The organism is Burkholderia sp. Ac-20345, from assembly GCF_017104825.1.
Taxonomy (GTDB): Bacteria; Pseudomonadota; Gammaproteobacteria; order Burkholderiales; family Burkholderiaceae; genus Burkholderia; species Burkholderia lata_B.
In genome coordinates this window covers 48,371-69,241 of record NZ_JAAGPO010000037.1, presented here as the reverse complement: position 1 = coordinate 69,241, position 20,871 = coordinate 48,371, and the positions used below count along the sequence as shown (strand labels likewise).

22 protein-coding genes and 1 pseudogene are annotated in these 20,871 nt (G+C 60.1%); 11 read left to right on the top strand and 12 right to left on the bottom strand.

Features of this window, described 5'->3' with window-relative positions; genetic code table 11:
• The 6 genes from G3O06_RS49730 to G3O06_RS49705 form a co-directional block, all read right to left on the bottom strand.
• The coding region (locus G3O06_RS49730) for a hypothetical protein (protein ID WP_277403730.1) at positions 1-442 on the bottom strand (442 nt) is incomplete at its 3' end.
• 78 nt (positions 443-520) lie between these two features.
• The gene (locus G3O06_RS49725) at positions 521-1,570 is read right to left on the bottom strand and encodes a hypothetical protein (RefSeq protein WP_277403729.1); all 1,050 of its coding nucleotides are present in this window, start codon (positions 1,568-1,570) and stop codon (positions 521-523) included.
• 78 nt (positions 1,571-1,648) lie between these two features.
• Complete coding sequence (locus tag G3O06_RS49720) at positions 1,649-2,185, bottom strand: hypothetical protein (RefSeq protein WP_277403728.1); 537 nt, start codon at positions 2,183-2,185, stop codon at positions 1,649-1,651.
• Between the two features lie 78 nt (positions 2,186-2,263).
• Positions 2,264-2,551, bottom strand: coding sequence for a hypothetical protein (locus G3O06_RS49715; protein WP_277403727.1), 288 nt, complete (start codon positions 2,549-2,551; stop codon positions 2,264-2,266).
• Between the two features lie 168 nt (positions 2,552-2,719).
• A complete protein-coding gene (locus G3O06_RS49710; RefSeq protein WP_277403726.1) occupies positions 2,720-3,712 on the bottom strand; it encodes a hypothetical protein in 993 nt (330 codons plus the stop codon).
• Positions 3,713-3,766: 54 nt separating this feature from the next.
• Positions 3,767-3,973, bottom strand: coding sequence for a hypothetical protein (locus G3O06_RS49705; RefSeq protein ID WP_277403725.1), 207 nt, complete (start codon positions 3,971-3,973; stop codon positions 3,767-3,769).
• On the opposite strand from G3O06_RS49705, the gene G3O06_RS49700 reads away from it, so the two are divergent.
• The 10 genes from G3O06_RS49700 (at position 3,957) to G3O06_RS15945 (ending at position 14,172) form a co-directional block, all read left to right on the top strand.
• A complete protein-coding gene (locus G3O06_RS49700; protein WP_346779530.1) occupies positions 3,957-4,628 on the top strand; it encodes a YadA-like family protein in 672 nt (223 codons plus the stop codon). The genes G3O06_RS49705 and G3O06_RS49700 overlap by 17 nt on opposite strands.
• 171 nt (positions 4,629-4,799) lie before the next feature.
• Complete coding sequence (locus G3O06_RS15985) at positions 4,800-5,924, top strand: DUF2827 domain-containing protein (RefSeq protein WP_205816719.1); 1,125 nt, start codon at positions 4,800-4,802, stop codon at positions 5,922-5,924.
• A gap of 274 nt (positions 5,925-6,198) precedes the next feature.
• Positions 6,199-7,350, top strand: coding sequence for a DUF2827 family protein (locus G3O06_RS15980; RefSeq protein WP_205816715.1), 1,152 nt, complete (start codon positions 6,199-6,201; stop codon positions 7,348-7,350).
• 50 nt (positions 7,351-7,400) lie between these two features.
• A complete protein-coding gene (locus G3O06_RS15975; protein ID WP_205816714.1) occupies positions 7,401-8,543 on the top strand; it encodes a DUF2827 domain-containing protein in 1,143 nt (380 codons plus the stop codon).
• A 3-nt stretch (positions 8,544-8,546) separates the two neighbouring features.
• Positions 8,547-10,301, top strand: a complete 1,755-nt coding sequence (locus G3O06_RS15970; RefSeq protein WP_205816713.1) for an OmpA family protein — start codon at positions 8,547-8,549, stop codon at positions 10,299-10,301.
• Positions 10,298-10,624 carry an H-NS histone family protein gene (locus G3O06_RS15965; RefSeq protein ID WP_205816712.1) on the top strand — a complete coding sequence of 109 codons (327 nt, stop codon included), beginning with the start codon at positions 10,298-10,300 and terminating at the stop codon, positions 10,622-10,624. The genes G3O06_RS15970 and G3O06_RS15965 overlap by 4 nt, the downstream gene beginning before the upstream one ends.
• 110 nt (positions 10,625-10,734) lie before the next feature.
• Positions 10,735-11,463 (top strand): hypothetical protein, encoded by a 729-nt coding sequence (locus G3O06_RS15960; protein ID WP_205816711.1) that lies wholly within the window; start codon positions 10,735-10,737, stop codon positions 11,461-11,463.
• Between the two features lie 335 nt (positions 11,464-11,798).
• A complete protein-coding gene (locus tag G3O06_RS15955; RefSeq protein ID WP_241020053.1) occupies positions 11,799-12,257 on the top strand; it encodes a hypothetical protein in 459 nt (152 codons plus the stop codon).
• A gap of 388 nt (positions 12,258-12,645) precedes the next feature.
• Positions 12,646-13,011 (top strand): hypothetical protein, encoded by a 366-nt coding sequence (locus G3O06_RS15950; RefSeq protein WP_205816710.1) that lies wholly within the window; start codon positions 12,646-12,648, stop codon positions 13,009-13,011.
• 204 nt (positions 13,012-13,215) lie between these two features.
• Complete coding sequence (locus tag G3O06_RS15945) at positions 13,216-14,172, top strand: hypothetical protein (protein WP_205816709.1); 957 nt, start codon at positions 13,216-13,218, stop codon at positions 14,170-14,172.
• Positions 14,173-14,745: 573 nt separating this feature from the next.
• Here G3O06_RS15945 and G3O06_RS15940 read toward each other — a convergent pair.
• The 6 genes from G3O06_RS15940 to G3O06_RS15915 all read right to left on the bottom strand — a co-directional run bounded on the left by G3O06_RS15940 (position 14,746) and on the right by G3O06_RS15915 (position 19,217).
• A complete protein-coding gene (locus G3O06_RS15940; RefSeq protein WP_205816708.1) occupies positions 14,746-15,012 on the bottom strand; it encodes a hypothetical protein in 267 nt (88 codons plus the stop codon).
• Complete coding sequence (locus tag G3O06_RS15935; RefSeq protein ID WP_205816707.1) at positions 15,002-15,751, bottom strand: DNA/RNA non-specific endonuclease; 750 nt, start codon at positions 15,749-15,751, stop codon at positions 15,002-15,004. Before G3O06_RS15935 ends, G3O06_RS15940 begins: the two co-directional genes overlap by 11 nt.
• A gap of 136 nt (positions 15,752-15,887) precedes the next feature.
• Positions 15,888-16,049, bottom strand: a complete 162-nt coding sequence (locus G3O06_RS15930; protein ID WP_205816706.1) for a hypothetical protein — start codon at positions 16,047-16,049, stop codon at positions 15,888-15,890.
• A gap of 98 nt (positions 16,050-16,147) precedes the next feature.
• On the bottom strand, positions 16,148-16,447 hold the full coding sequence (locus tag G3O06_RS15925) for a hypothetical protein (RefSeq protein WP_205816705.1): 300 nt from the start codon (positions 16,445-16,447) through the stop codon (positions 16,148-16,150).
• A gap of 439 nt (positions 16,448-16,886) precedes the next feature.
• A complete protein-coding gene (locus G3O06_RS15920; protein WP_205816704.1) occupies positions 16,887-17,213 on the bottom strand; it encodes an H-NS histone family protein in 327 nt (108 codons plus the stop codon).
• A gap of 1,305 nt (positions 17,214-18,518) precedes the next feature.
• On the bottom strand, positions 18,519-19,217 hold the full coding sequence (locus G3O06_RS15915; protein ID WP_277403724.1) for a YafY family protein: 699 nt from the start codon (positions 19,215-19,217) through the stop codon (positions 18,519-18,521).
• 476 nt (positions 19,218-19,693) lie between these two features.
• Between G3O06_RS15915 and G3O06_RS15910 the strand changes: the two are divergent.
• A pseudogene (locus G3O06_RS15910) lies at positions 19,694-20,825 on the top strand (IS110 family transposase).
• Positions 20,826-20,871 lie beyond the last annotated feature (46 nt).

The window sequence follows — 20,871 nt, the reverse complement described above, 5'->3', positions numbered from 1 at the left end:
CGAACAGCAACGTGACCTCGCTGTCGACGTCGGCTTCGACGGGCATCAGCACGGCACAAAGCGGTGTGGATTCGCTGTCCACTGGCCTCTCGACCACGAACAGCAACGTGGGCTCGCTGTCGACGTCTGCCTCGACAGGTATCAGCACGGCACAAAGCGGTGTGGATTCGCTGTCGACGGGTCTGTCGACGACGAACAGCAACGTGAGCTCGCTGTCGACGTCTGCTTCGACGGGTATCAGCACGGCGCAAAGCGGTGTGGATTCGCTGTCCACTGGCCTCTCGACGACGAACAGCAGTGTTGGTTCCCTGTCGACGGGTCTGTCCACGACGAACAGCAATCTGACCTCGCTGTCGACGTCGACGTCGAGCGCTATCAGCTCGCTGTCGAACAGTGCCGCGAACTCGGTCCAGTACGACGACGCGACGCATAGCAAGGTCACGCTGGGCGGGGCGGGTGCGACGACGCCGGTGACGTTGACCAACGTTGCAGCAGGTGTGAATCCGACGGACGCGGTGAACTACAGCCAGCTCAGCTCGCTGTCGACGTCGGCTTCGACCGGCATCAGCACGGCGCAAAGCGGTGTGGACTCGTTGTCGACCGGTCTGTCGACCACGAACAGCAACGTGGGCTCGCTGTCGACGTCGGCTTCGACGGGTATCAGCACGGCGCAAAGCGGTGTGGATTCGTTGTCGACGGGTCTGTCGACGACGAACAGCAACGTGAGCTCGCTGTCGACCTCGGCTTCGACCGGCATCAGCACGGCACAAAGCGGCGTGGATTCGCTGTCCACGGGTCTGTCGACCACGAACAGCAATGTGAGCTCGCTGTCGACGTCGGCTTCGACGGGTATCAGCACGGCACAAAGCGGTGTGGATTCGCTGTCGACCGGTCTGTCGACCACGAACAGCAACGTGGGCTCGCTGTCGACGTCGGCTTCGACGGGCATCAGCACGGCACAAAGCGGTGTGGACTCGTTGTCGACCGGTCTGTCGACGACGAACAGCAACGTGACCTCGCTGTCGACGTCGGCTTCGACGGGCATCAGCACGGCACAAAGCGGTGTGGATTCGCTGTCCACTGGCCTCTCGACCACGAACAGCAACGTGGGCTCGCTGTCGACGTCGGCCTCGACGGGCATCAGCACGACACAAAGTGGAGTGGATTCGCTGTCGACGGGTCTGTCGACGACGAACAGCAACGTGGGCTCGCTGTCGACGTCTGCCTCGACAGGTATCAGCACGGCACAAAGCGGTGTGGATTCGCTGTCGACGGGTCTGTCGACGACGAACAGCAACGTGAGCTCGCTGTCGACGTCTGCTTCGACGGGTATCAGCACGGCGCAAAGCGGTGTGGATTCGCTGTCCACTGGCCTCTCGACGACGAACAGCAGTGTTGGTTCCCTGTCGACGGGTCTGTCCACGACGAACAGCAATCTGACCTCGCTGTCGACGTCGACGTCGAGCGCTATCAGCTCGCTGTCGACGTCGACGTCGAGCGCTATCAGCTCGCTGTCGAACAGTGCCGCGAACTCGGTCCAGTACGACGACGCGACGCATAGCAAGGTCACGCTGGGCGGGGCGGGTGCGACGACGCCGGTGACGTTGACCAACGTTGCAGCAGGTGTGAATCCGACGGACGCGGTGAACTACAGCCAGCTCAGCTCGCTGTCGACGTCGGCTTCGACCGGCATCAGCACGGCGCAAAGCGGTGTGGACTCGTTGTCGACCGGTCTGTCGACGACGAACAGCAACGTGGGCTCGCTGTCGACGTCGGCTTCGACCGGTATCAGCACGGCGCAAAGCGGTGTGGATTCGTTGTCGACGGGTCTGTCGACGACGAACAGCAACGTGGGCTCGCTGTCGACCTCGGCCTCGACGGGTATCAGCACGGCACAAAGCGGTGTGGATTCGCTGTCGACCGGTCTGTCGACGACGAATAGCAACGTGACTTCGCTGTCGACGTCGGCCTCGACGGGTATCAGCACGGCGCAAAGCGGCGTGGATTCGCTGTCCACTGGCCTCTCGACGACCAACAGCAGTGTTGGTTCCCTGTCGACGGGTCTGTCCACGACGAACAGCAACCTGACTTCGCTCTCGACGTCGACGTCGAGCGCCATCAGCACGCTGTCGAACAGTGCCTCGAACTCGGTCCAGTATGACGACCCGACGCATAGCAAGGTCACGCTGGGCGGGGCGGGTGCAACGACGCCGGTGACGTTGACCAACGTTGCAGCAGGCGTGAATCCGACGGACGCGGTGAACTACAGCCAGCTCAGCTCGCTGTCGACCTCCGCTTCGACCGGAATCAGCACGCTGTCGACGTCGATCGTCAACATGCAGCAAGGCCAGGGTGGCGTGGTGCGTAGCCAGTACGACCCGCAGACCGTGACGACGACGGCAACGGGCACGAACGCGATCGCAGGAGGCAATGGCGCTAGCGCGACGGGCGCCGATTCGGTTGCATTCGGTACCAATGCCAGCGCACCGGGGGCCGGGGCGGTCTCGATCGGCCACGGCAACGTTGCCAACGGTGTAGGCGCCGTAGCCATCGGCGATCCGAACACGGCCACCGGCACGGGTGCGTACGCGGGCGGTAACAACAACACGGCTGACGCCACGCAATATGGCGGCACGGGCGGTGCGGTTGCGCTCGGCAATACGAACACCGCATTCGGGCAAGGCGCCGTTGCGATCGGCAACAATGCATCCGCGTATGGTCAGTCCGCCATCGCGCTTGGCGATGGGGCCGCGGCAGGCACCTCCGCGGCGCCGCAGACGGGCGATATCGCGATCGGCCTGAACGCAGCGACGACGGGCACGAACAGTGTCGCAATCGGCGCAAATTCGTCCGACGGCGGCCAGGCCAATGTGTTCTCGGTCGGCAGTGCGTCGCAGCAGCGCCGCATCATCAACGTCGCCCCGGGTGCAGTGAGCGCGACCAGCACCGACGCCGCCAACGGCGGGCAGCTGTATTCGTTGTCGACGTCGGCTTCGACGGGGATCAGCACCGCGCAAAGCGGCGTGACATCGCTGTCGACGGCACTGTCTTCGACGGACAGCAACGTCGCCTCATTGTCGACCGGTTTGTCGACGACGAACAGCAACGTGGGCTCGCTGTCAACGTCCGCCTCGACGGGTATCAGCACGGCACAAAGCGGCGTGGATTCGCTGTCGACCGGTCTGTCGACGACGAACAGCAACGTGAGCTCGCTGTCGACGTCTGCTTCGACGGGGATCAGCACGGCGCAAAGCGGTGTGGACTCGCTGTCGACCGGTCTGTCGACCACGAACAGCAACGTGAGCTCGCTGTCGACGTCTGCCTCGACGGGCATCAGCACGGCACAGAGCGGTGTGGCGTCGCTGTCGACCGGTCTGTCGACGACGAACAGCACCGTGACTTCGCTGTCGACCTCGGCTTCGACGGGTATCAGCACGGCACAAAGCGGTGTGGATTCGCTGTCGACCGGTCTGTCGACGACGAACAGCAACGTGAGTTCGCTGTCGACGTCCGCCTCGACGGGTATCAGCACGGCACAAAGCGGTGTGGGTTCCCTGTCGACAGGTCTGTCGACGACGAACAGCAACCTGACCTCGCTGTCGACGTCGACGTCGAGCGCCATCAGCACGCTGTCGAACAGCGCAGCCAACTCGGTCCAGTATGACGACTCGACGCACAGCACGATCACGCTGGGCGGGGTGGGGGCAACCACGCCCGTGAGGCTCACCAACGTTGCAGCAGGTGTGAATCCGACGGACGCGGTGAACTACAGCCAGCTCAGCTCGCTGTCGACGTCGACCTCGACGGCTATCAACGGCGTGCAAAGCGGCGTGACATCGCTGTCGACGGCACTGTCGTCGACGAACAGCAACGTGGCGTCGCTGTCCACCGGCCTGTCTTCCACGAACAGCAACGTGGCCTCGCTGTCGACTGGTCTGTCGACGACGAACAGCAACGTGGCATCGCTGTCCACCGGCCTTTCCACGACCGACAACAACCTCAACGCGTTGTCGACCGCACTTGCGCCGCTGGTAGCAGTCACCGCAAAGGCGAACACGGTCGGTGCGACTTCGTACGGTACGGGCGCGAGCGCTACGGGGCAAGGCGCGACGGCAGTCGGCATGGGTGCATCCGCTTCAGGCACCGACGCCACGGCGTTGGGCAAGAACGCGAATGCGTCGGGTTCCGCCGCGACGGCGCTGGGTGCCAACTCGGTTGCATCGGCACCCAATTCGGTCGCGCTGGGCGCAGGCTCCGTCGCGAACGAGGCGAACACGGTGTCGATCGGATCGGTGGGCAACGAGCGTCGTCTGACCAACGTGGCTGAAGGTGTGAACGGCACCGACGCGGCGAACATGAACCAGATCTGGCGCGTTCAGTCGAGCGTCAACCAGGTGGCTCGTGACGCCTACTCGGGGGTGGCCGCTGCTACCGCCCTGACGATGATTCCGGACGTCGACGTCGGCAAGACGATCGCGGTCGGCATCGGCGCGGCGACGTATCACGGCTATGCCGCATCGGCGCTCGGCGTAACGGCTCGCATCACGCAGAACCTGAAGATGAAGGCCGGTGTTGGCCTGACGTCGGCGGGCGTTGCCGCGGGGGCCGGCGTTTCGTACCAGTGGTAAGCATGTAGCAACGCGATCGGGGCGTCATGGTGCGCCCCGATCGCAAGAAAACTGTTTCCCCCGTTTGTCGTGGCCTCGGGTGCCAGGAGTGCCACGACCTTTTTGACCGGTGGGGCAGACGTATCAAAACTTAAAAAACTGTCGTGTGCGGGCGCGACCAGGAGCAGAACAATGAATGAAGGTCGGAAGTTGAAGATCGGTGTGACGATCTACTTGCGTGAAGGTGCCCAGTCGATCTGGGAAAACGGAATTTTCCAGAACTGCTTCTTTCTGGTGATGCTGTTGAGGCGGTCACCGGTAGTGGGAGAGGTATTTCTGGTGAATGGTGGGCCGGGACGGCCGGAAGACGCCGGCGACTTTCTTGCGCTCGCGCCGGCATCGGTCATCGATCTCAATACCGCTCGGGAAAAACTCGACGTGATGATCGAGCTGAGCGCACAACTCGATGTCGTCTGGGCGCAGGCATTCAGGGAGAAGGGCGGGCACATCATCGGCATGCGCGTGGCGAACGACTATGTGATCGATATCGAACGAATGATGTTCGGCAAGCCGCATGGGACGCTCGTATCCGGCACGCCGTACAGCGCCGTATGGACATTGCCGGCATTCGAAGAGAGCTGCGCGGACTACTACGGTGCGACGATGCGCGCGCCGGTAAGGGCGATGCCCCATCTGTGGAGCGCGGCGTTGCTCGAACGTTCGATCCAGGCTGGCGGATCGGACCTTCCATTTGCCTACCAGCCTGGACGTTCGCGCTGGAGACTCGCGATCCTCGAACCGAACATCTGCATGGTGAAGACCTGCCACATTCCGATGCTGGTGGCCGACGTCGCTCATCGCCACGACCCGAACTTCATTGAAGTGCTTCGCGTGTTCAACGCGATGAGCATCAAGGAGGAGCAGGTATTTGTCGGCTTCGCGCGAAGTCTCGACCTCGTACGCCACGGTATCGGAACGTTCGAGCCCCGTATCCCCGTGTATCAGATCATGAACCGCCAGGCCGATGCGGTGATCGCGCATCACTGGGAAAACGGTCAGAACTACGTGTATTACGAAGCATTGCATGGTGGCTATCCGCTGATCCACAACTCGGGTTTCATCGGTGGATGCGGGTATCGCTACGCGGACTTCGATTGCGAGGAGGGTGCGCTCGCTCTGCGACGCGCATTTGCCGAACACGATGCCAATCTCGATGCGTATCGGCACGAGACACGAAAATTTCTCGCGACGCTGGATCCTGAATCGGACGAGAACGTTCGGATCTACTCAGCGGAACTCGAAGCACTGTTCGCGTGATTCAACGAGAGGGTTCTACATAAACGCGTAGCTGTCTATCACGGCCACGTCACCCGCCCAGTGGTGCCCCTCACTTACTGGAATGGCGTGGCTTTTTGCAGGGCCGCGGCCGACGTGCCGCGGTCCCCTTTTTGTCGTGCGGGGCGACAAGCGAAGGACCGAACCCGAAGAGGCGGTGCGGTAGCGACGGCGAGAAGCGATTCGAATAACAGGCGGCCAACTTCAATGCGCTCGAACAAGAGGCGTGAGTCGCCAACCAGATAGGGGTAGAACAATGCGGGTGGGAATTTCGGTACTGACGCACGAAGGCCAGAGCATCTGGGAAAACGGCCTCGGACAAAACGTGTTTTTTCTAGCGGAACTGCTGAGGTCGCTTCCGTCGGTTTCTCAGGTGGTGCTGATCAACTGCGGCGATCGCACCAGTGTGCCGCACGAAGCCGAGGCGCTGGCGCATGGCTTTCCGTTGATGGCCGCGCGTGAGGCGACAGATCTGGTCGATATGGTCATCGAGATGAGCGGCGGGCTCGATCTCGAGTGGGTCGACTACATTCGTGCACTGGGCAAGAAAGTCGTCTTCATGTGCTGTGGTCAGCCGTATGTCGGCTTGATCGAACCTACCATTTTCGAGCGGCGCGGCTTCTTTTCGAGAGCCGAGCGTTGCGACGAAATCTGGGTGCTCGAGAAGGATCGCGCCTTCATTCCGATGCTCAGATCGTTGCACCGGTGCCCGGTATTCGAGGTGCCGTATCTGTGGCATCCGGTGTTTCTGGATGCGCGCGCAAAGCAGGTCGAACAGAACGGCCACACCTTCGGCTATGTGCGTCGGCCCAGTCAGCCTGACGGAAGCCTGTCGCAAGGGCTGAGGGTGGCGATCCTCGAACCGAATATCTCGGTGGTCAAATGCTTTGCCGTGCCTGCGCTTATTTGCGACGAGGCCTTCCGAAAGGATTCGCGCGCTGTCGAGCACCTGAACATCCTGAATAGCGCTCACATGGCAGAGCACCCGACGTTCACGTTTCTGACACGCTCGCTCAAGCTTCACGAAAAGCAGAAAGTGCAGTTCTATGCACGGCATGATTTCGTGGGGTACATGAGCCAGCATGCGGACGCGGTGATCAGTCACCAATGGGGCAACGATCAGAACTACCTGTACCTGGACGCGCTTTACGGCGGCTATCCGCTCCTTCACAACTCGCCGTGGCTGCAGGAGGCTGGCTACTTTTACGAGGGTTCCAACATCAACGACGGCGCGGCGATGTTGCTCTTTGCCGCGTACGAACACGACGCCGGCCATGACGGATACATGCGACGTGCGCGTGCGCTGTTCGCCCGATTGAGCCCGCACAACGCCGGCAATCGCGCGGCTTATGCGCAACGAGTGCTGCACCTGTGCCGGCCGACGCAGGCCCGCGCGGTGGCATTTTGAGTGGCGGTGGCCGTTTATCGGCAAGTGTGAGCGGGACCACGGAGAAAAACATGACGAAACGAGGAATTCGCATCGGCATCACGATCGGGATGCATGACAGCGCAGAGAGCCTGTGGGTGAACGGCATCAAGCAGAACGCGCTGTATCTCGCGAAGTTGTTTCAGCAATCAAGGCGTCGGCATGAGGTGATGCTCGTCAACACGACCGACGTTGACGTGACCGGAGAACTGCCGTGGGACAAGCGTCTGTTTCCGACGCGTTCGTTTCACGACGCAAAGGATTCGGTCGACGTCCTCATCGAGCTGGGCGGCCAGATCAGCGAAGACCAGACGCGCTACCTGAAGGAGCGCGGGGCCAAGGTGGTGAGCTACTGCTGCGGGCCGGAATACGTGCAGATGATCGAGGCGATGATCTTTGGCCGAAGAATGTGCGATTCCGTTTTCATCAATCAGGGATATGACGCAGTGTGGGTCATTCCGCAGGTGATGGAAACCAGTGCGGCCTTTCTTGGTTCACTCCGGCGAATGCCCGTGGTGGAAGTTCCGTTTGTGTGGGATCCGATGTGTCTCGAGATGCGAACGCGGGATCTGCCGTTCGAGGGCCAGTATCGTCCGCGCGGGGCAGCAAAGCGTCTGACCGTCATGGAGCCGAACATCGACGTGCTGAAGTTTTGCCTGTACCCGCTGCTGATCGCGGAGGAGGCGTTCAGGAAGGTACCGGATGCGATCGAGTACGTGCATGTTACCAATGCCGAGCACCTTGCGCGTCTTTCCCCCGAATTCATCGGCGTGGCGCAATACCTGGATCTGGTTCGCCAGTCGAAGGTGAGCTTCGTCGGGCGCCACGACACGCCGAGCTTCCTTTCCGAGCACACCGATGTGGTGGTGTCGCATCAGTGGGGCCTGGCGCTGAACTACTTCTATTTCGACGTGTGCTGGAACGGGTTCCCGCTGGTTCATAACGCGCAACTGTGTGCGGATCTTGGCTACGTCTATCCAGGTAACGATGTGCAGGCGGGTGCGGCGAAGCTGATCGACGTGTTGCAGCATCACGACGATAACTGGGAGGCGTACCGCATGAGGCAACGTTGGGTGATCGGTGGTTTTCTCGCGACGAATCCGGAAGTCGTCGCCCGCTATGACGTGCTGCTGGACGGGTTGATGACGGAACGCAGCGTGCAATGTGCGGGGTGAGCGGTGGAAAATTTTGATTTGATACAGGCAGGAAGCGGCATCATCACGGATGCGCTGCTTGATGTGCTGTCGCAAAGAATCGGCCTGTCGGCAGACATCCTGCGGCACGTGACGACATACGCAGGGCCGGTACTGCTTGCCGCATTGGTGGCGTCCGTCGCATCGACCGAGGACGCGGAGCGCATTTTCTCGATCGTTCGGTCGGAGGATGCGGACGTGCACGTCGGGACGCGTTTGCCAGCGTGCGTGACCAGTACTGCAGGCTTGAAGGACGTCGAGTCCGCGGCGGACAGGCTGGTTTCGCGAGTAACCGCGCGTCGGCTTGCCGACTATGGCGACCATGTCGGGCTCGTTTCCGGAGTACCGCCACAAGCTGCCCACGTCCTGGTCGGCCTGTCTGGTGCAGTGCTCTACGGATCGCTCAAACGGTGCCTGCTGCTCGAGCAGTGCGGGCTGAGAGACTTCTTGCTCGTTCTGCGATCCCAGGTTCCGTTGTTGCAAAAGCACATGACGGACGCGATCGCGCAATTGACCGCATCGACGTTGGCCACCGAGTTTCCCGGTGTCGTGAATGGACGACTGGAGGCCATAACCCGTCGGCTTGCCGGACAATCGCGCGGCCAGGATCGAGATTCCGGCGGCAGGGTGCTCGAACCGTATGGCGCACGGGGAAAGCGGCTCAGGCCGCGTCGCATTTGGGTCGCGGTTGCAGGGGTGGCGGTTATCCTGGCCGCCGGAGCGGCGGCATGGCACTTTGGATACTTCAACCTTCCGATCCACCTGGCCGACGTCCGCCACGGCGCGGCCGGAACGGTATCGACCATACCGCTGAGTCAACCGGTGGCTCAACAGCGCGTCGGCGACCATAATCAGCAATCCGCAAGCGCTGCTTCCGCGGCGCAGGCCGTTTCAGTCGATCAGCGAAAAGAGATGCCGCTGGAGCCGCCGAAGAGCGCGAGGCTCGAGTTCAAAGTCGACTCGTCCGGTGCGCCTATCGTCGAGGCCGTGCTCAACAGCGATTCGGAAAAGCAGACGCTCGGCGACGCGCTTGACCGTCAGTTTGGAAGCGGGCGCTTTACGTCGAATCTCGTCGTGGACCCGACCGTTGCCCCGGCAGCCTGGCTGGGACGAATTGATACGTGGCTTCGACTGATGCAATCGCCGCGTGTTGAGGGCGTCGTGCAAAACGCGCGCGTTCAGCTATGGACCCCTATGGCGCCGGCTGCAAGCAAATCCGTGACCAGCCTCGAAACGGTGTTGGGAAGTGAATATCGCATCGAAATTTTCGACCCCGTCCATCTGATGGCGCAGTCCAGTGAAGCGCTTGCCCAGGCACTGAGCCGTCTCGAGCCGTTTGGAACGAATTGCGATCCGCTCGCGGTTTCGAAGGCGCTGAATGCACAGGTGATCGATTTCGCTCGATCAAGCGGTCACGTGCCGTCCGCAGCGAAAGCGAATCTCGAGGAGTCGGCGAATCTGCTGGCCGCATGTCATGCCGCGAAGCATCCGATTTCACTGGAAGTGGCCGCGCATTCTGACAACAGCGGCGATGGTCAAGCGAATCTGGCGCTTTCCGAGAAGCGGGCGCAGGCGGTTCGTGCGTATTTGATCGCTGCAGGCGTGCCTTCGCAGACTTTGACCGCGAAGGGTTATGGCGACGCGAAGCCTGTCGAAAGCGACCTGACAGCAATGGGACGCTTCGCAAACCGTCGCATCGAGTTTGTGCCGGTTCAAGACCGTGAAGGCGCACCACAATGAGCAAATACAAGGAAATACTGACCCGGATCGACATGCTTCATTCGGAACTTGAGATGGCGCGCTCCCAGGAAGCAGCGTTGCTGGCGGAGAAAATTCGAGAGGTCCTTCGGGAGTCCGGCGTCGACCTCAACCTGATCCTGGCAGGGCACGAGAACGGCTCGTCGAAACGAGCCAAGATCAAACCCAAGTACTGGAACCCCGAAACTGGAACGACATGGAGCGGCCGCGGCCGGACGCCGCTGTGGCTGCAAGGCAAGAATCCGAGCGACTACCTGATTGAACCGGAACAGCCTATCGATACTTCGTCTGGGGATTCCGCTTGATCCGGCGGTCGGAATGCCGCCGCCGTGGTCCCGACGCGCCGGGACGGCGCACCAGCGATGGCGTCGATGTCGGTCGAGGATGCGGGTTAACGGAATCACGGGAATCGAAAATGCACGCGAATCTGTGGTGGAAATACGTGTTGATTGAAGAGGTCGCCAAGACGATCTGTGACACGCATTTCATTGCTGCCGGCTGGAACGCAGACCAGGCAGGCTTCGAGCAGGGTGTCGAGTCGACTTCATTTGGGCTATGTACGGTCCGTTATGCCGATATAAACGACCGCACTGCAAGCACGCGGTGCTTCCCTGATTTGTACGTGTGGCGCGGCGGGAAGGCAGGATTTTTTATCGAAGTGAGGTCTGTCGGGGATACGGTGCCCGATGAAGAGCTTGGCGCCCTGATCCAGCACGTGTTGAACCAGTACAACAGCGTGTTCGTGCGGCAAGGTCGACGATTGACATGTGGTTCCCATGAGGCCGGCGTATCGGCCGAAGGCGGCGGCGGTTCCGATCGGGTGACTAGAGGGCGAAGCGGTTCGGACGGGTTGTCGAACCATGATGAAGTCGACCTTCTGGTTAGCGATTGGCCGTCTACGCTCCTGTTCTATGTGATCGGGAAATCGACTAGCTCTGGCTCCTTCGTGTATCTGTTTCATCCGAATGCGGACGAGGCGTGTGAAACGGCTTACGCGGCATCTTCGATACACGACGCGAGTCTCGACGGAAATTGTGCTCAGGATGTTACGCGGCTCGTTGCCGACTTGCGCTTGGCATGGCGCGACAGCATTCAGCCGGGACTCGAGTGTGTATTCCAGCGCGGAGGCGAATCCGATGTGTGAACAACGACGTAGCGGAACGGGGATCGGAGACGTAAAGGACCTGATAAGTCACCATCCGACACACAGTCGACATAGCAGGGCAAGCTCGGGGAAAAGACGCGTCGACATTCTATGGAAGCTGTGCTGTTTGCTAGGTGCGTTGCTTCTGACGTGGGGCGTATTGCATCTGGTGCTGTCCGCCATTTTTTCGGCACGATCGACCCAGCTTTGATATTTAGGATCGCCCGCGGGGAGTCCGCCGAGCATCGGAGCAATCGGATGGATACCGCGCCGTTACCGAACACACTGAAACCGAGATCGTTTTTTCTGGTCGATGAACGCGGCCGGACGGAAGCATGAAGAAGAAACGCCAAATACGAATTCCGCGCAATAAGGAAATGCTGCTGCCGTTGCCGGCCGGTGTTGCCCGCGGCCTCTCGCTCGAAAATCATTTGGCGCTGGCCGCGATGCGTTCCGGGCACGGCACACCGGAAACGATGGTCACGCTGCTGCGCGTGCTTTACATGACTCACCTCATGAGCGGAAAGGCGTGCTCGCCGCCCGACCGGTCACTCTTTCTGAATGTTGAGGCTGCATTGAGCACGTGCATCCAGAGGGCGGAGCAGGGTAGCGACTGGCGACTTGAAGCGGAATGGTTGCCCGGAATAGAAGCGATCTTGCGTCGATTCGATGAAGTCGTCGAGTACGTCCCGAAATCCGACTATGTCGATGCTTGGAAAAAACTATCGCTGTTTGCCATCTCCTCGAATCAATCACCCATTACAGGTAGTCGCGTCGAAGGCGTCTGGATGTGATCGGTTCCGCGCTGGCTCCCGAGGTGCGAGGCAAAGGCTTCTTACTGTAGTTTAGAAATGTATGGAAATGAATCGGAATGCACTGATCCGACGTTGCTCGGTGAGCTATCTCTTTGCCATGTTGATCGCGTTTCCGTTGGCCGCTTCTGCGAAACATAGCGAGACGTGGCTTACGACGGCGAGCGTGAAACGAGATGCCGCCTTGCACTCTGATGCGGGGAGCAGAAGGCAGCATGTATTGAGAGGGAAGCGGCTTCATAAGAAGGAGGTGAGTAGGAAGTCCGGCTATCTCGATGAAGGAGAAAACCGTTTTATCAATCCATTGAGGAAAGTGGCGTCACCGGCAATCTCTGCCGGATGATGTTGTACTCCTTTATATCGAGATCGAATGATGAACTACTTACAGAGAATCAGTTCCGTCCTGTTGGTCGCAGCGGCTCTGTCGGGTTGTGCGGTGTCCGTGGGGCCAGGCGAAGGCGTGCAGAAGATTGCAGATGCGTCACAGGAGTCGCTGGAGAAGCAATTCGCGGTCGGTACCGCCACTCGAGACGATGTCGCGATGCAGCTTGGTGCGCCATCGGTCAAGTCGATCGCCGGCAGTTACGAGATCTGGACATATCAGTATGTCAAGCGGGCAGCAGTCGGGATCGTGTTTGTTGGTGTACCGATCGGCACGACAAAAAGCGCAGTGTTCTACTTTGACGTAGCGAGCGGCGTATTGAGAAAGATGGAGTTTGAAGCTCACCAGGGCTGAGTGAGCTAGGCGCAGAGCAGCAAGGGAGCGGAAACGTCCATGGGCGACACGCGTGCTCGATTGAGTAGCCGACACTCGTTGCCGTCAGGGAATTGCGGCCCCGCGTATCTCCTTCGATAGGCGCACTCGTTGCGACGATGCTGGAAGAGAGCTGTAAAAGAAGTCGGTGATTAAATTTGCATAACTTAATAAATCGTGTTGACAATGAAAAAGAATTATCTCTGTTTGCTGGTTGCCGGTGTGATTTCAAGCTTCATCGTGGCGGGATGTGGTGGTGGGGGGGACGGTTCTTCCAGCGGAACCGGCGGCACGTCTGCCACCGCCGGGAATCCAGCAACCCCAGCAACCCCGGTGAGCTCGGCCAGTGCGCCTGTTGTCGCGTCGACGCCGGTCGTCGCACAGCCGGCTAGTGCACCAGTTGCGTCGTCACAGCCCGTAACCGTGGGCGAAGCCATGCCGAGCCTGCAAACGCCTCAGGCTGGATCGACAGCTGCGTCGGCGAACGATCCTACAGGTATTTGGTCGGTCTCGACAGCAGTGCCTCGGAACACGACGATTGCGCTGGTCGATCCGCACAACAACCTGACAACACTCAACGTGACGGGATCGATCCCGATGTCGTCCGATTTCACCAATCTGGCCGTCACTGGAAATGCATGGTCGATCAGCTCGGGAATCAACTTCAATGTAATGACCGGGTTCACCACCAAGATCGGTAACAGCACAGGGACCTATAGCGCGAAGCAGACGCTGTCGGGAAGTCTCAACAGAGGCGGAACGGCTTCGAATTTCACGTGGAAGTACAATGCGGAAAATGCATTGGCGGTGACGCAGGCGAGTGTGGCCGGTACGTGGGCGACCTCGGGGGCTTCGTTTACGGTCGGGTCTGACGGTACGGTCAGCGGCACGCTGAGCGGCTGCAACATGAGTGGCACGGTGCGGCTTTCAACGCCGGGTTCCGATCAGAACATGTACGACATGACCTTGTCGGCGGCGGCTTCCACTGGTTGCAAATTGCCGGCAGGTATTCCGGTTTTCGGTAACGCTGCCATTCTCTTTGTCCCCATTAATGGAAGCAACGGGTTCCAGCGCTCGATCCTGTATGTATTGCACTCCGCCGATTATGGCTACGTTGCATACGGGCAGATCATCAAGCAGTGAGTACCCGTTTGGATTGAGCGCGGCACATCGTTGCCGCGTACCTCGGTTCGACGGCAATGTGGAGCTGACTTCAGCGATTTCATCCGCGCCGAGTTACCTCGGCGCGGATGAGATGGTGACCGTGAAATCGCCTTCAGGCTGCAGGGCCTGAGTTTTGATACACATGAGGCGATCAGCGCCGCCGCTGGCAGGGTTGGACCGGACTTGGTGGGTCGGTGCACGCTGAACTTCCTTCCGGCCGATTTGTTATTCGCGGCGCCATGCACGATGGCGATGTTCTATATGACCGACATTAATCCCGGGATCTCGCGCACGCGTGCGGCTGGCCTTTGGGTGGTGACCGGCACTGCGTTGGTGTTGGAAACGAACAACCTGCGAGGGGGCGCCGACCTCCGAAGTGGATGCGGAAGCCGGCGTTGCAACGCTCGGTCCAATCTACAGAGAACTACGCTGGACACGCTGACAGTCTGCGGCCCATCATCCAACGAGAGCAGCTCGGTAGCCGCGTGATGATTCTCGAAATGCGTCAGGGGCGTGGGCAATCGGACATTTCCCGCGCCAAGACACCGCGGCTTACCCTTCGAACGGATTTTTGATCTTGCCCGTCGGTGCAGCGGGTTCATCGCGGACGTGTTCAGGTAACGCCGGATCATGCTGCAGCACGTCGAGGATGCCCGCGATGGTCTGCTGCAGTACAAGTGCGGCAGCGAGGCCTGCCTTATCGCGCGTCAGTTCCAATGTTCCCGACAAAACGACGCGCCCAGGATCGTTGGTAACGGTGAACGAGTCGCCGTGAATATTCACGACGGTCGAGTCGTCTGCAAACGCCTTAAACTCCATTCAGACCTCCGATGCGTGTGTCTTTCAGCGATTCTGGAATACCGGGGAATCGCAGGCCGCTTTGCGTTTCGAGCTCATGTACGGTCGCGATCGTGTAGCGTTTGGTCGCGGTGTTGTTCGCGACGACTGCGAACGCGAGCCGCTTCTGGGGAATGTAGACGACCTTGAAGAGCTGCGTGGGCACGACGACTCCGCTTTTGCCGATCGTCGTCAGTTCAGCGCCCTTGAACAGCGGTCCCGTGACGACATAAGTGTCCGCCGCGCGCAGACCGATCCGGCGAACCGCTTCCTCGATGTGCGCCCAGAGGTGACGGTTGTTCGTCGGATTCTGGGGCACCATGTTCGCCAGCGTAAACGATTCGGCCATTGCTCGATCATTCCAGCGATCACCGGCCGGACTCATATGTCCGCGATCGTAACCACTTTTGCGATAATCAGTGAGTCGCGCGCCATCTCCGTTGGGCAACCGCGGCTCTTCAAAGAATCGGTTCGTGCGGATTTCGTTCTTCGCTGCCGCCAGATGCGAACGGGTGAGGTGTTCGGCCGACCAAAGCGGTCCGTGCGTGATGCTCGAGTGCAATACTTCGAAATCCGAATAGCACAGGTGGCGTGTCGTCGCCGCTATCCGGGGATTGACAACGACCGGCGATTTTCCTTTCGGGTCGAACTGTGGGCAGGAGTTGGAGGCAAGGGCGTGTGTGGCGCGTGCCATTAGCCCGCAGGCGAGGACTTTCCGCATGGAATCTGGTTGGATGTTGGGACGCGATCGCGACGAGGCGATCAGCATAATTTGACTGCTTCTAATTTGCCGAACAAGTGAACGACTGCAGGGTAATCGCCGCGATTCCGCGGCACGTCATTGATGTGATCATCGATTAGAAGACTTCCGCGTCGATCCAGGTCGACGGCAGGCTACGGAACTCCGGTCGGTTGTTGAACTGAATATTGACTTTGACTCCCGGGACCACCCCTAAGATCGCAATCTGTTCCGATGTGGTGCGTTGCAGGCGTTCGCACGCGTGCGTGGTAATCGTCATGCCCTGCGAACCTTGTGCGATCGCCAGGTGCGCGCCTTGATCCGGCCATACCGCGGCTGCGAATGCCGCCGGTGCCCTAGCGTCAGGCAATCGGTGACTCAACACTCGCCTTTCTTTGCGTGTCCAGGCGGGCAGTGATGGCGGCCTTCGCCATCGTGGTGATCATGACCCGAACGCTCGTTCCACTGGCCACGCGTCCAATAGCGATGGCCGTCGTAATAGCGGTCACCGTACCAACCTGGCGTGACAACTTGGACGGGCGCGGGAACGGTGATCGTCGGCGCGGTCACGACAGGTGTTGGCACACCGATGTTGATGCCGATATTAGTTGCATGAGCGGTGGCCGAAAGTCCGGCGGCTGCCGCGAAGGCGCAGGAGAGCAAGAGTGTTTTTTTCATCAGCGTATCCGAACTGTGTTCGCAGAGGCAAACACTTCGCCCCTCGCCCGTAGATAAACGTTGCGTCGACCTCCGCGTTGACGGCGCAGTTCGTCCCGACATCCGAATTGACTATCTTTGATGGTTGCAAGTGTCCTCTGGTGTCGCAATTGCGAAGCGGCGACTGGCTCGAATAGCGAAGGCGGCAATCTGTCCGTTCGAGGGTGGGTGACCGTTGAAACGCAGTGGCGGGCGTCTTGTAAATTGGTTTGGATCACGATCATCGCTGTGGCAGCGCTTCGATTTCCGGCGTTCTCGGTTCGTTACGCGTGACCTGTGCAGGCGAGGTGGGGAAGCGGAAGTTCGCTTTGTATGAGGTTTGCGAACGTGCTCGGCTCGCGGAATCAGACGCCGTTCGCGTTGCAGGGCTACATGTCGATCGTCAAGATCGGATGATCGGTCAGGTCCGTTCCGGCCACCAAGGCTTGGGTGCCTCTCGAATGAGATAGTCGTCGAGGTTTTTGTCCTCCAGCCATTTTGGCCGGGCGCCTTTTCCGGACCATGACTTTCCGGAGTTCGGATCGTAGTACTTGGCTGGAGCTTTCTGTCGCTTGGCCTGAATGAACCCTGCGGCGCGTAGCAGTTCAATCTCGGTGATACCGTATTCCTTGACGTCTTGTGCGATCTGCTTGAGTTTGGCCTGCTTTTCCTGCTGCTTGGTTTCTTCGACAAGCAAGGTCAGCTGACCGAGCTGCTTCTGCAGCTCGCGAATGGTGGGACTTTTCATGTGACGATGTATCTAGTGAAGTACTGCTTGTTGGAGTCGCGTTGGTCAGTTCGTGCTGCCATGGGGTGGTGGGCCTGGCCGGACTTAACCCGGCGACCAATCGATTATGAGGGTAGCCCCGTTCCCTCCCGGCAACGAAGTCCCCGAAGAACCGTATATGCGAGCTTTCCCCGCATGCGGCTCGAGCACAGCGTTAAGCGTCGCACTGACGCCGGTCCCGCCAGACTGCGCAAGTACTTCGCAAGCGTCACACAATCGATCCGCCCCATCGCTGGGACGAAGGGTGCTGAACCGCAGAGATGCCGGTCTCTCACAAGCTTCCCCTCAGTGAATCTCAAAGTGGACCCATGACAACTGCACCACGCGGAAGTCGGCACCCTTTCAGGTCGGGGCAAATCTTGAACCCCTATGCGAGCTAATACTGCCCGCCATTCGCCTTTTCCGCGTTCTCATACCCACTTGCCCAACCGCTTCCCTTGCGGGTCACCTGCCGTAGCCACGCTTGGCGCCGGCGGACAATTGGGCTTGCCACGATCCCGTTTCTGCCCACCAAGCAACGACTTGGGCGTATCCGGTTTGCGCTTGTCTTTCCCCCGGTGGCGCTCTGGCGACGTGTGCTCAGACTTAAGGAGCGCAACTGGCCATTTGCCATTTTGGCTAGAGCCTAGCAGCACCTTTGGCTTTTCAGCAGTGACGATGGTTATACGACAATTCATCTACGTAGCGCATACGGAATTTCCTAGCCTTCATGCCGTTCTGGAGCCAGCAGCGGCGGCGCCTTGTCGCCAAGGGCACCTTCCTTCGAAGTACATTGTCTCCGGAGCTTCACATCCCACCGTTACCGGTGACGCATACCCGGGTAGGAAACTACTGGCCGCACAGCAGGTCGCAGTTTTTCCCGTCTTTCGAATGGGAGAAATGCGACGAGACGGAAACGAGCTTCGCTGCCCTTTGTTGCTAAAGACGCCACGCGGGGCAGTCACACGTGTCGCACTGAGTCGACTGCTCTAACCAACTGCGCTACGAGCCCGGAAAGGAGTCACTCCGCGACATGCCCCTAGTGCCGAGCGTGCGATTGTATCCGAGTGCATAGGGGCAGACGGTGCGCCGGCGCTGGAAGGGGGTGGCTGGCGGATCAAGCTTCAGTCGGTCGTCACTGGGGTGGCTGTTGTCGACGGAAGCAACAGTCGTTCGAACGTCCGCTCCCATCGATGCGCGAAAGGCTACTCATGGCCCGACTGCCGTCCGTAATGTGTAGCAGTGGACGCGCGCCAAGTTGCGTCCCTTGGTGGGCATCCAGGCGATTTAGCCTTCTCTGCGTCGGCGGTCTTCCTGGGTGCGCCACTCCTTGACAAGCTGTCGACGATTGCGTGAATACCGGTCGTCCAGGAAACTGGCCTTTGCGATCCGGTCGATGCGGAACAGACGAAAGTCCTCGCGTAGTTCGCACCATGCGGCAATGAACCTTCGGGACTCGACGAAGCCAAGCATGATTGGCCAAATGGTTCGCTCCGAAAGAGCCCCGGCTTGATCCGTGTATACAATGAGCATCTTGCGCTGCTCGCGCATTGATTGCCGAACTAGTGCCAAATCGAGCACGGATGTGTCCTCCTTCTGACGACCGACATAGAGCGCGTCATCGTCCAGGGCTCGCCGCATCTCAGGAGGAAGGACGCCGCTGATTTTGGCGAGCGCGTTCTGAGCCGCGTGCGCCAAATCGTCGTCGGTCTGACGGCTGACCCACTGCGCGCCTGCAACCAGCGCTTGCAGTTCTTCCTCAGTAAAGGACAGCGGGGGCAGAAGGAACCCCGGTCGAAGAATATAGCCGATGCCGGGCGCACCATCGATGTCAGCCCCCATAGCTTGTAGCGTGGCGATGTCGCGGCGGATCGTACGTAGCGACACGCCTGTTTCGCACGCCAGTACCTCGCCGGACACCGTTCCACGGTGTCGGCGAAGTACCTGCATGAGTTCGAATAATCGGTGGGTTCGTGACACACGCAATCCATCACAACAAGGCCCTTCCCCCCAAGCTTACGCCCCCCTTCCAGCTCAGAAACCAATCGGATCGCTTCGGTCAGAGGCACAGCCTCGGCGACAGGAAGCCGAACCTTTCCTTCCTTGGCGGCACGAGCGAGGCCATCGAGTATCTCAGCCCGCGGTGTACAAACAATTGGCTTCAGCCGTTGGTTGAAGATCGAACGGATGAACTTGCCTGGGGTTGGGTTAATGTCCAGGAACATGCCTTCCTTGTCCAGCAGGCTGAGACCCATAGGTTGATAACGCCGCAGCCCGCCTGAACTCGCGAGGCGAGCGGTATTTCAGGGCTTTGTGCGGGTGGCGCTCATTGTAGGCAGTATGACTTCGCGTGAGGTAGAGGGCTGGCCTGCGGCGAGGAAGCAAACGCGGGTTAGCATTGCAGCCAGAGCCGCACGGTGTGGACGGTGCCACACCCGGCACTTTCTCGCACGGAGGCTAGCATGGAACACGATAGCACGCTGTACGTCGGCCTGGATGTTCACAAGGACTCGATCACGGTCGCGTACGCGCTCGGCCCGAACGAGGTCGAACTGCTTGGCAGGATCGGGACGACGCAGACGGACATCGATCGGCTGTGCAAACGTCTGCAGTCCAAAGCAGACCGCATACGCGTCGTCTATGAAGCGGGCCCGTGCGGCTACGGGCTCTACCGTCAGCTCGCGCAAAAGGGCTTTGACTGCATGGTGTGCGCACCGTCACTGATTCCTAGAAAACCCGGCGAGCGCGTCAAGACCGACCGACGCGACGCCGTCAAGTTGGCGCGGTTTCTCCGTACCGGCGACTTGTCAGCGGTGTACGTGCCTAGCGTAGACGATGAAGCGTTTCGCGATCTGGCACGTGCGTGGGTGAGCGCCAAAGACGATATGAAGCGCGCACGGCAGCGGCTAAAGGCTTTCCTGCTGTCGCACGGCGTGCGCTACACGGGCCGGGCCGACTGGGGGCCTGCGCACCGGCGCTGGCTGAGCGCATTTTCGTTCGACAACCTTTTGGCAGCAACTGGCGCTCGACGAGCTTCGACGCGCAATCGAGGACCGGCTCGCGCAGTGTGGTCGGCTCGAGGCTGCGCTGCGCGAGGCGGTCGTCAACTGGCGTTTCTATCCTGCTGTACTGGGCTTACAGGCCATGCGCGGTGTGCAGTTCACTACGGCAGTGGGTATGCTCGCCGAATTGGGCGATCTCTCACGCTTCGCGCACCCGCGCCAATTGATGGCCTGGCTTGGCGTTACTCCGTCAGAGCATTCCTCCGGCAACAAACGTCGTCAGGGCAGCATCACCAAAACGGGTAACGGCTATGCAAGAAAGTTGTTAGTCGAGGCCGCCTGGAGCTACCGGCACCCGGCACGTGTGAGCCCCGAGATCCAGCGGCGACATGAAGGCCTTCCCAAGCCCATCATAGATCGCGCCTGGGACGCGCAGATGCGACTGTGCCGGCGTTATCGCAAGCTTGTCGCTCACGGCAAGGAAAAGAACATCGCTGTGGTCGCGGTCGCCCGCGAACTCGGTGGGTTCATCTGGGACATCAGCCGGCTGGCGATGTCGCTCGCCGTACCGAGCGAGGTGCACGCGGCGTAATGCAACGCCTGAGTCCCCTTGACCTTACCTTAACCACTGGAGGAAG

Bases quoted from the DNA above. Each gene is read 5' to 3' on its own strand.
- G3O06_RS49715 (WP_277403727.1), bottom strand. From the start codon at position 2,551: ATGGCTACGGCGCCTACACCGTTGGCAACGTTGCCGTGGCCGATCGAG.
- G3O06_RS15985 (WP_205816719.1), top strand. From the start codon at position 4,800: ATGAATGAAGGTCGGAAGTTGAAGATCGGTGTGACGATCTACTTGCGT.
- G3O06_RS15980 (WP_205816715.1), top strand. From the start codon at position 6,199: ATGCGGGTGGGAATTTCGGTACTGACGCACGAAGGCCAGAGCATCTGG.
- G3O06_RS15975 (WP_205816714.1), top strand. From the start codon at position 7,401: ATGACGAAACGAGGAATTCGCATCGGCATCACGATCGGGATGCATGAC.
- G3O06_RS15965 (WP_205816712.1), top strand. From the start codon at position 10,298: ATGAGCAAATACAAGGAAATACTGACCCGGATCGACATGCTTCATTCG.
- G3O06_RS15960 (WP_205816711.1), top strand. From the start codon at position 10,735: ATGCACGCGAATCTGTGGTGGAAATACGTGTTGATTGAAGAGGTCGCC.
- G3O06_RS15955 (WP_241020053.1), top strand. From the start codon at position 11,799: ATGAAGAAGAAACGCCAAATACGAATTCCGCGCAATAAGGAAATGCTG.
- G3O06_RS15950 (WP_205816710.1), top strand. From the start codon at position 12,646: ATGATGAACTACTTACAGAGAATCAGTTCCGTCCTGTTGGTCGCAGCG.
- G3O06_RS15945 (WP_205816709.1), top strand. From the start codon at position 13,216: ATGAAAAAGAATTATCTCTGTTTGCTGGTTGCCGGTGTGATTTCAAGC.
- G3O06_RS15940 (WP_205816708.1), bottom strand. From the start codon at position 15,012: ATGGAGTTTAAGGCGTTTGCAGACGACTCGACCGTCGTGAATATTCAC.
- G3O06_RS15935 (WP_205816707.1), bottom strand. From the start codon at position 15,751: ATGCGGAAAGTCCTCGCCTGCGGGCTAATGGCACGCGCCACACACGCC.
- G3O06_RS15930 (WP_205816706.1), bottom strand. From the start codon at position 16,049: ATGACGATTACCACGCACGCGTGCGAACGCCTGCAACGCACCACATCG.
- G3O06_RS15925 (WP_205816705.1), bottom strand. From the start codon at position 16,447: ATGAAAAAAACACTCTTGCTCTCCTGCGCCTTCGCGGCAGCCGCCGGA.
- G3O06_RS15920 (WP_205816704.1), bottom strand. From the start codon at position 17,213: ATGAAAAGTCCCACCATTCGCGAGCTGCAGAAGCAGCTCGGTCAGCTG.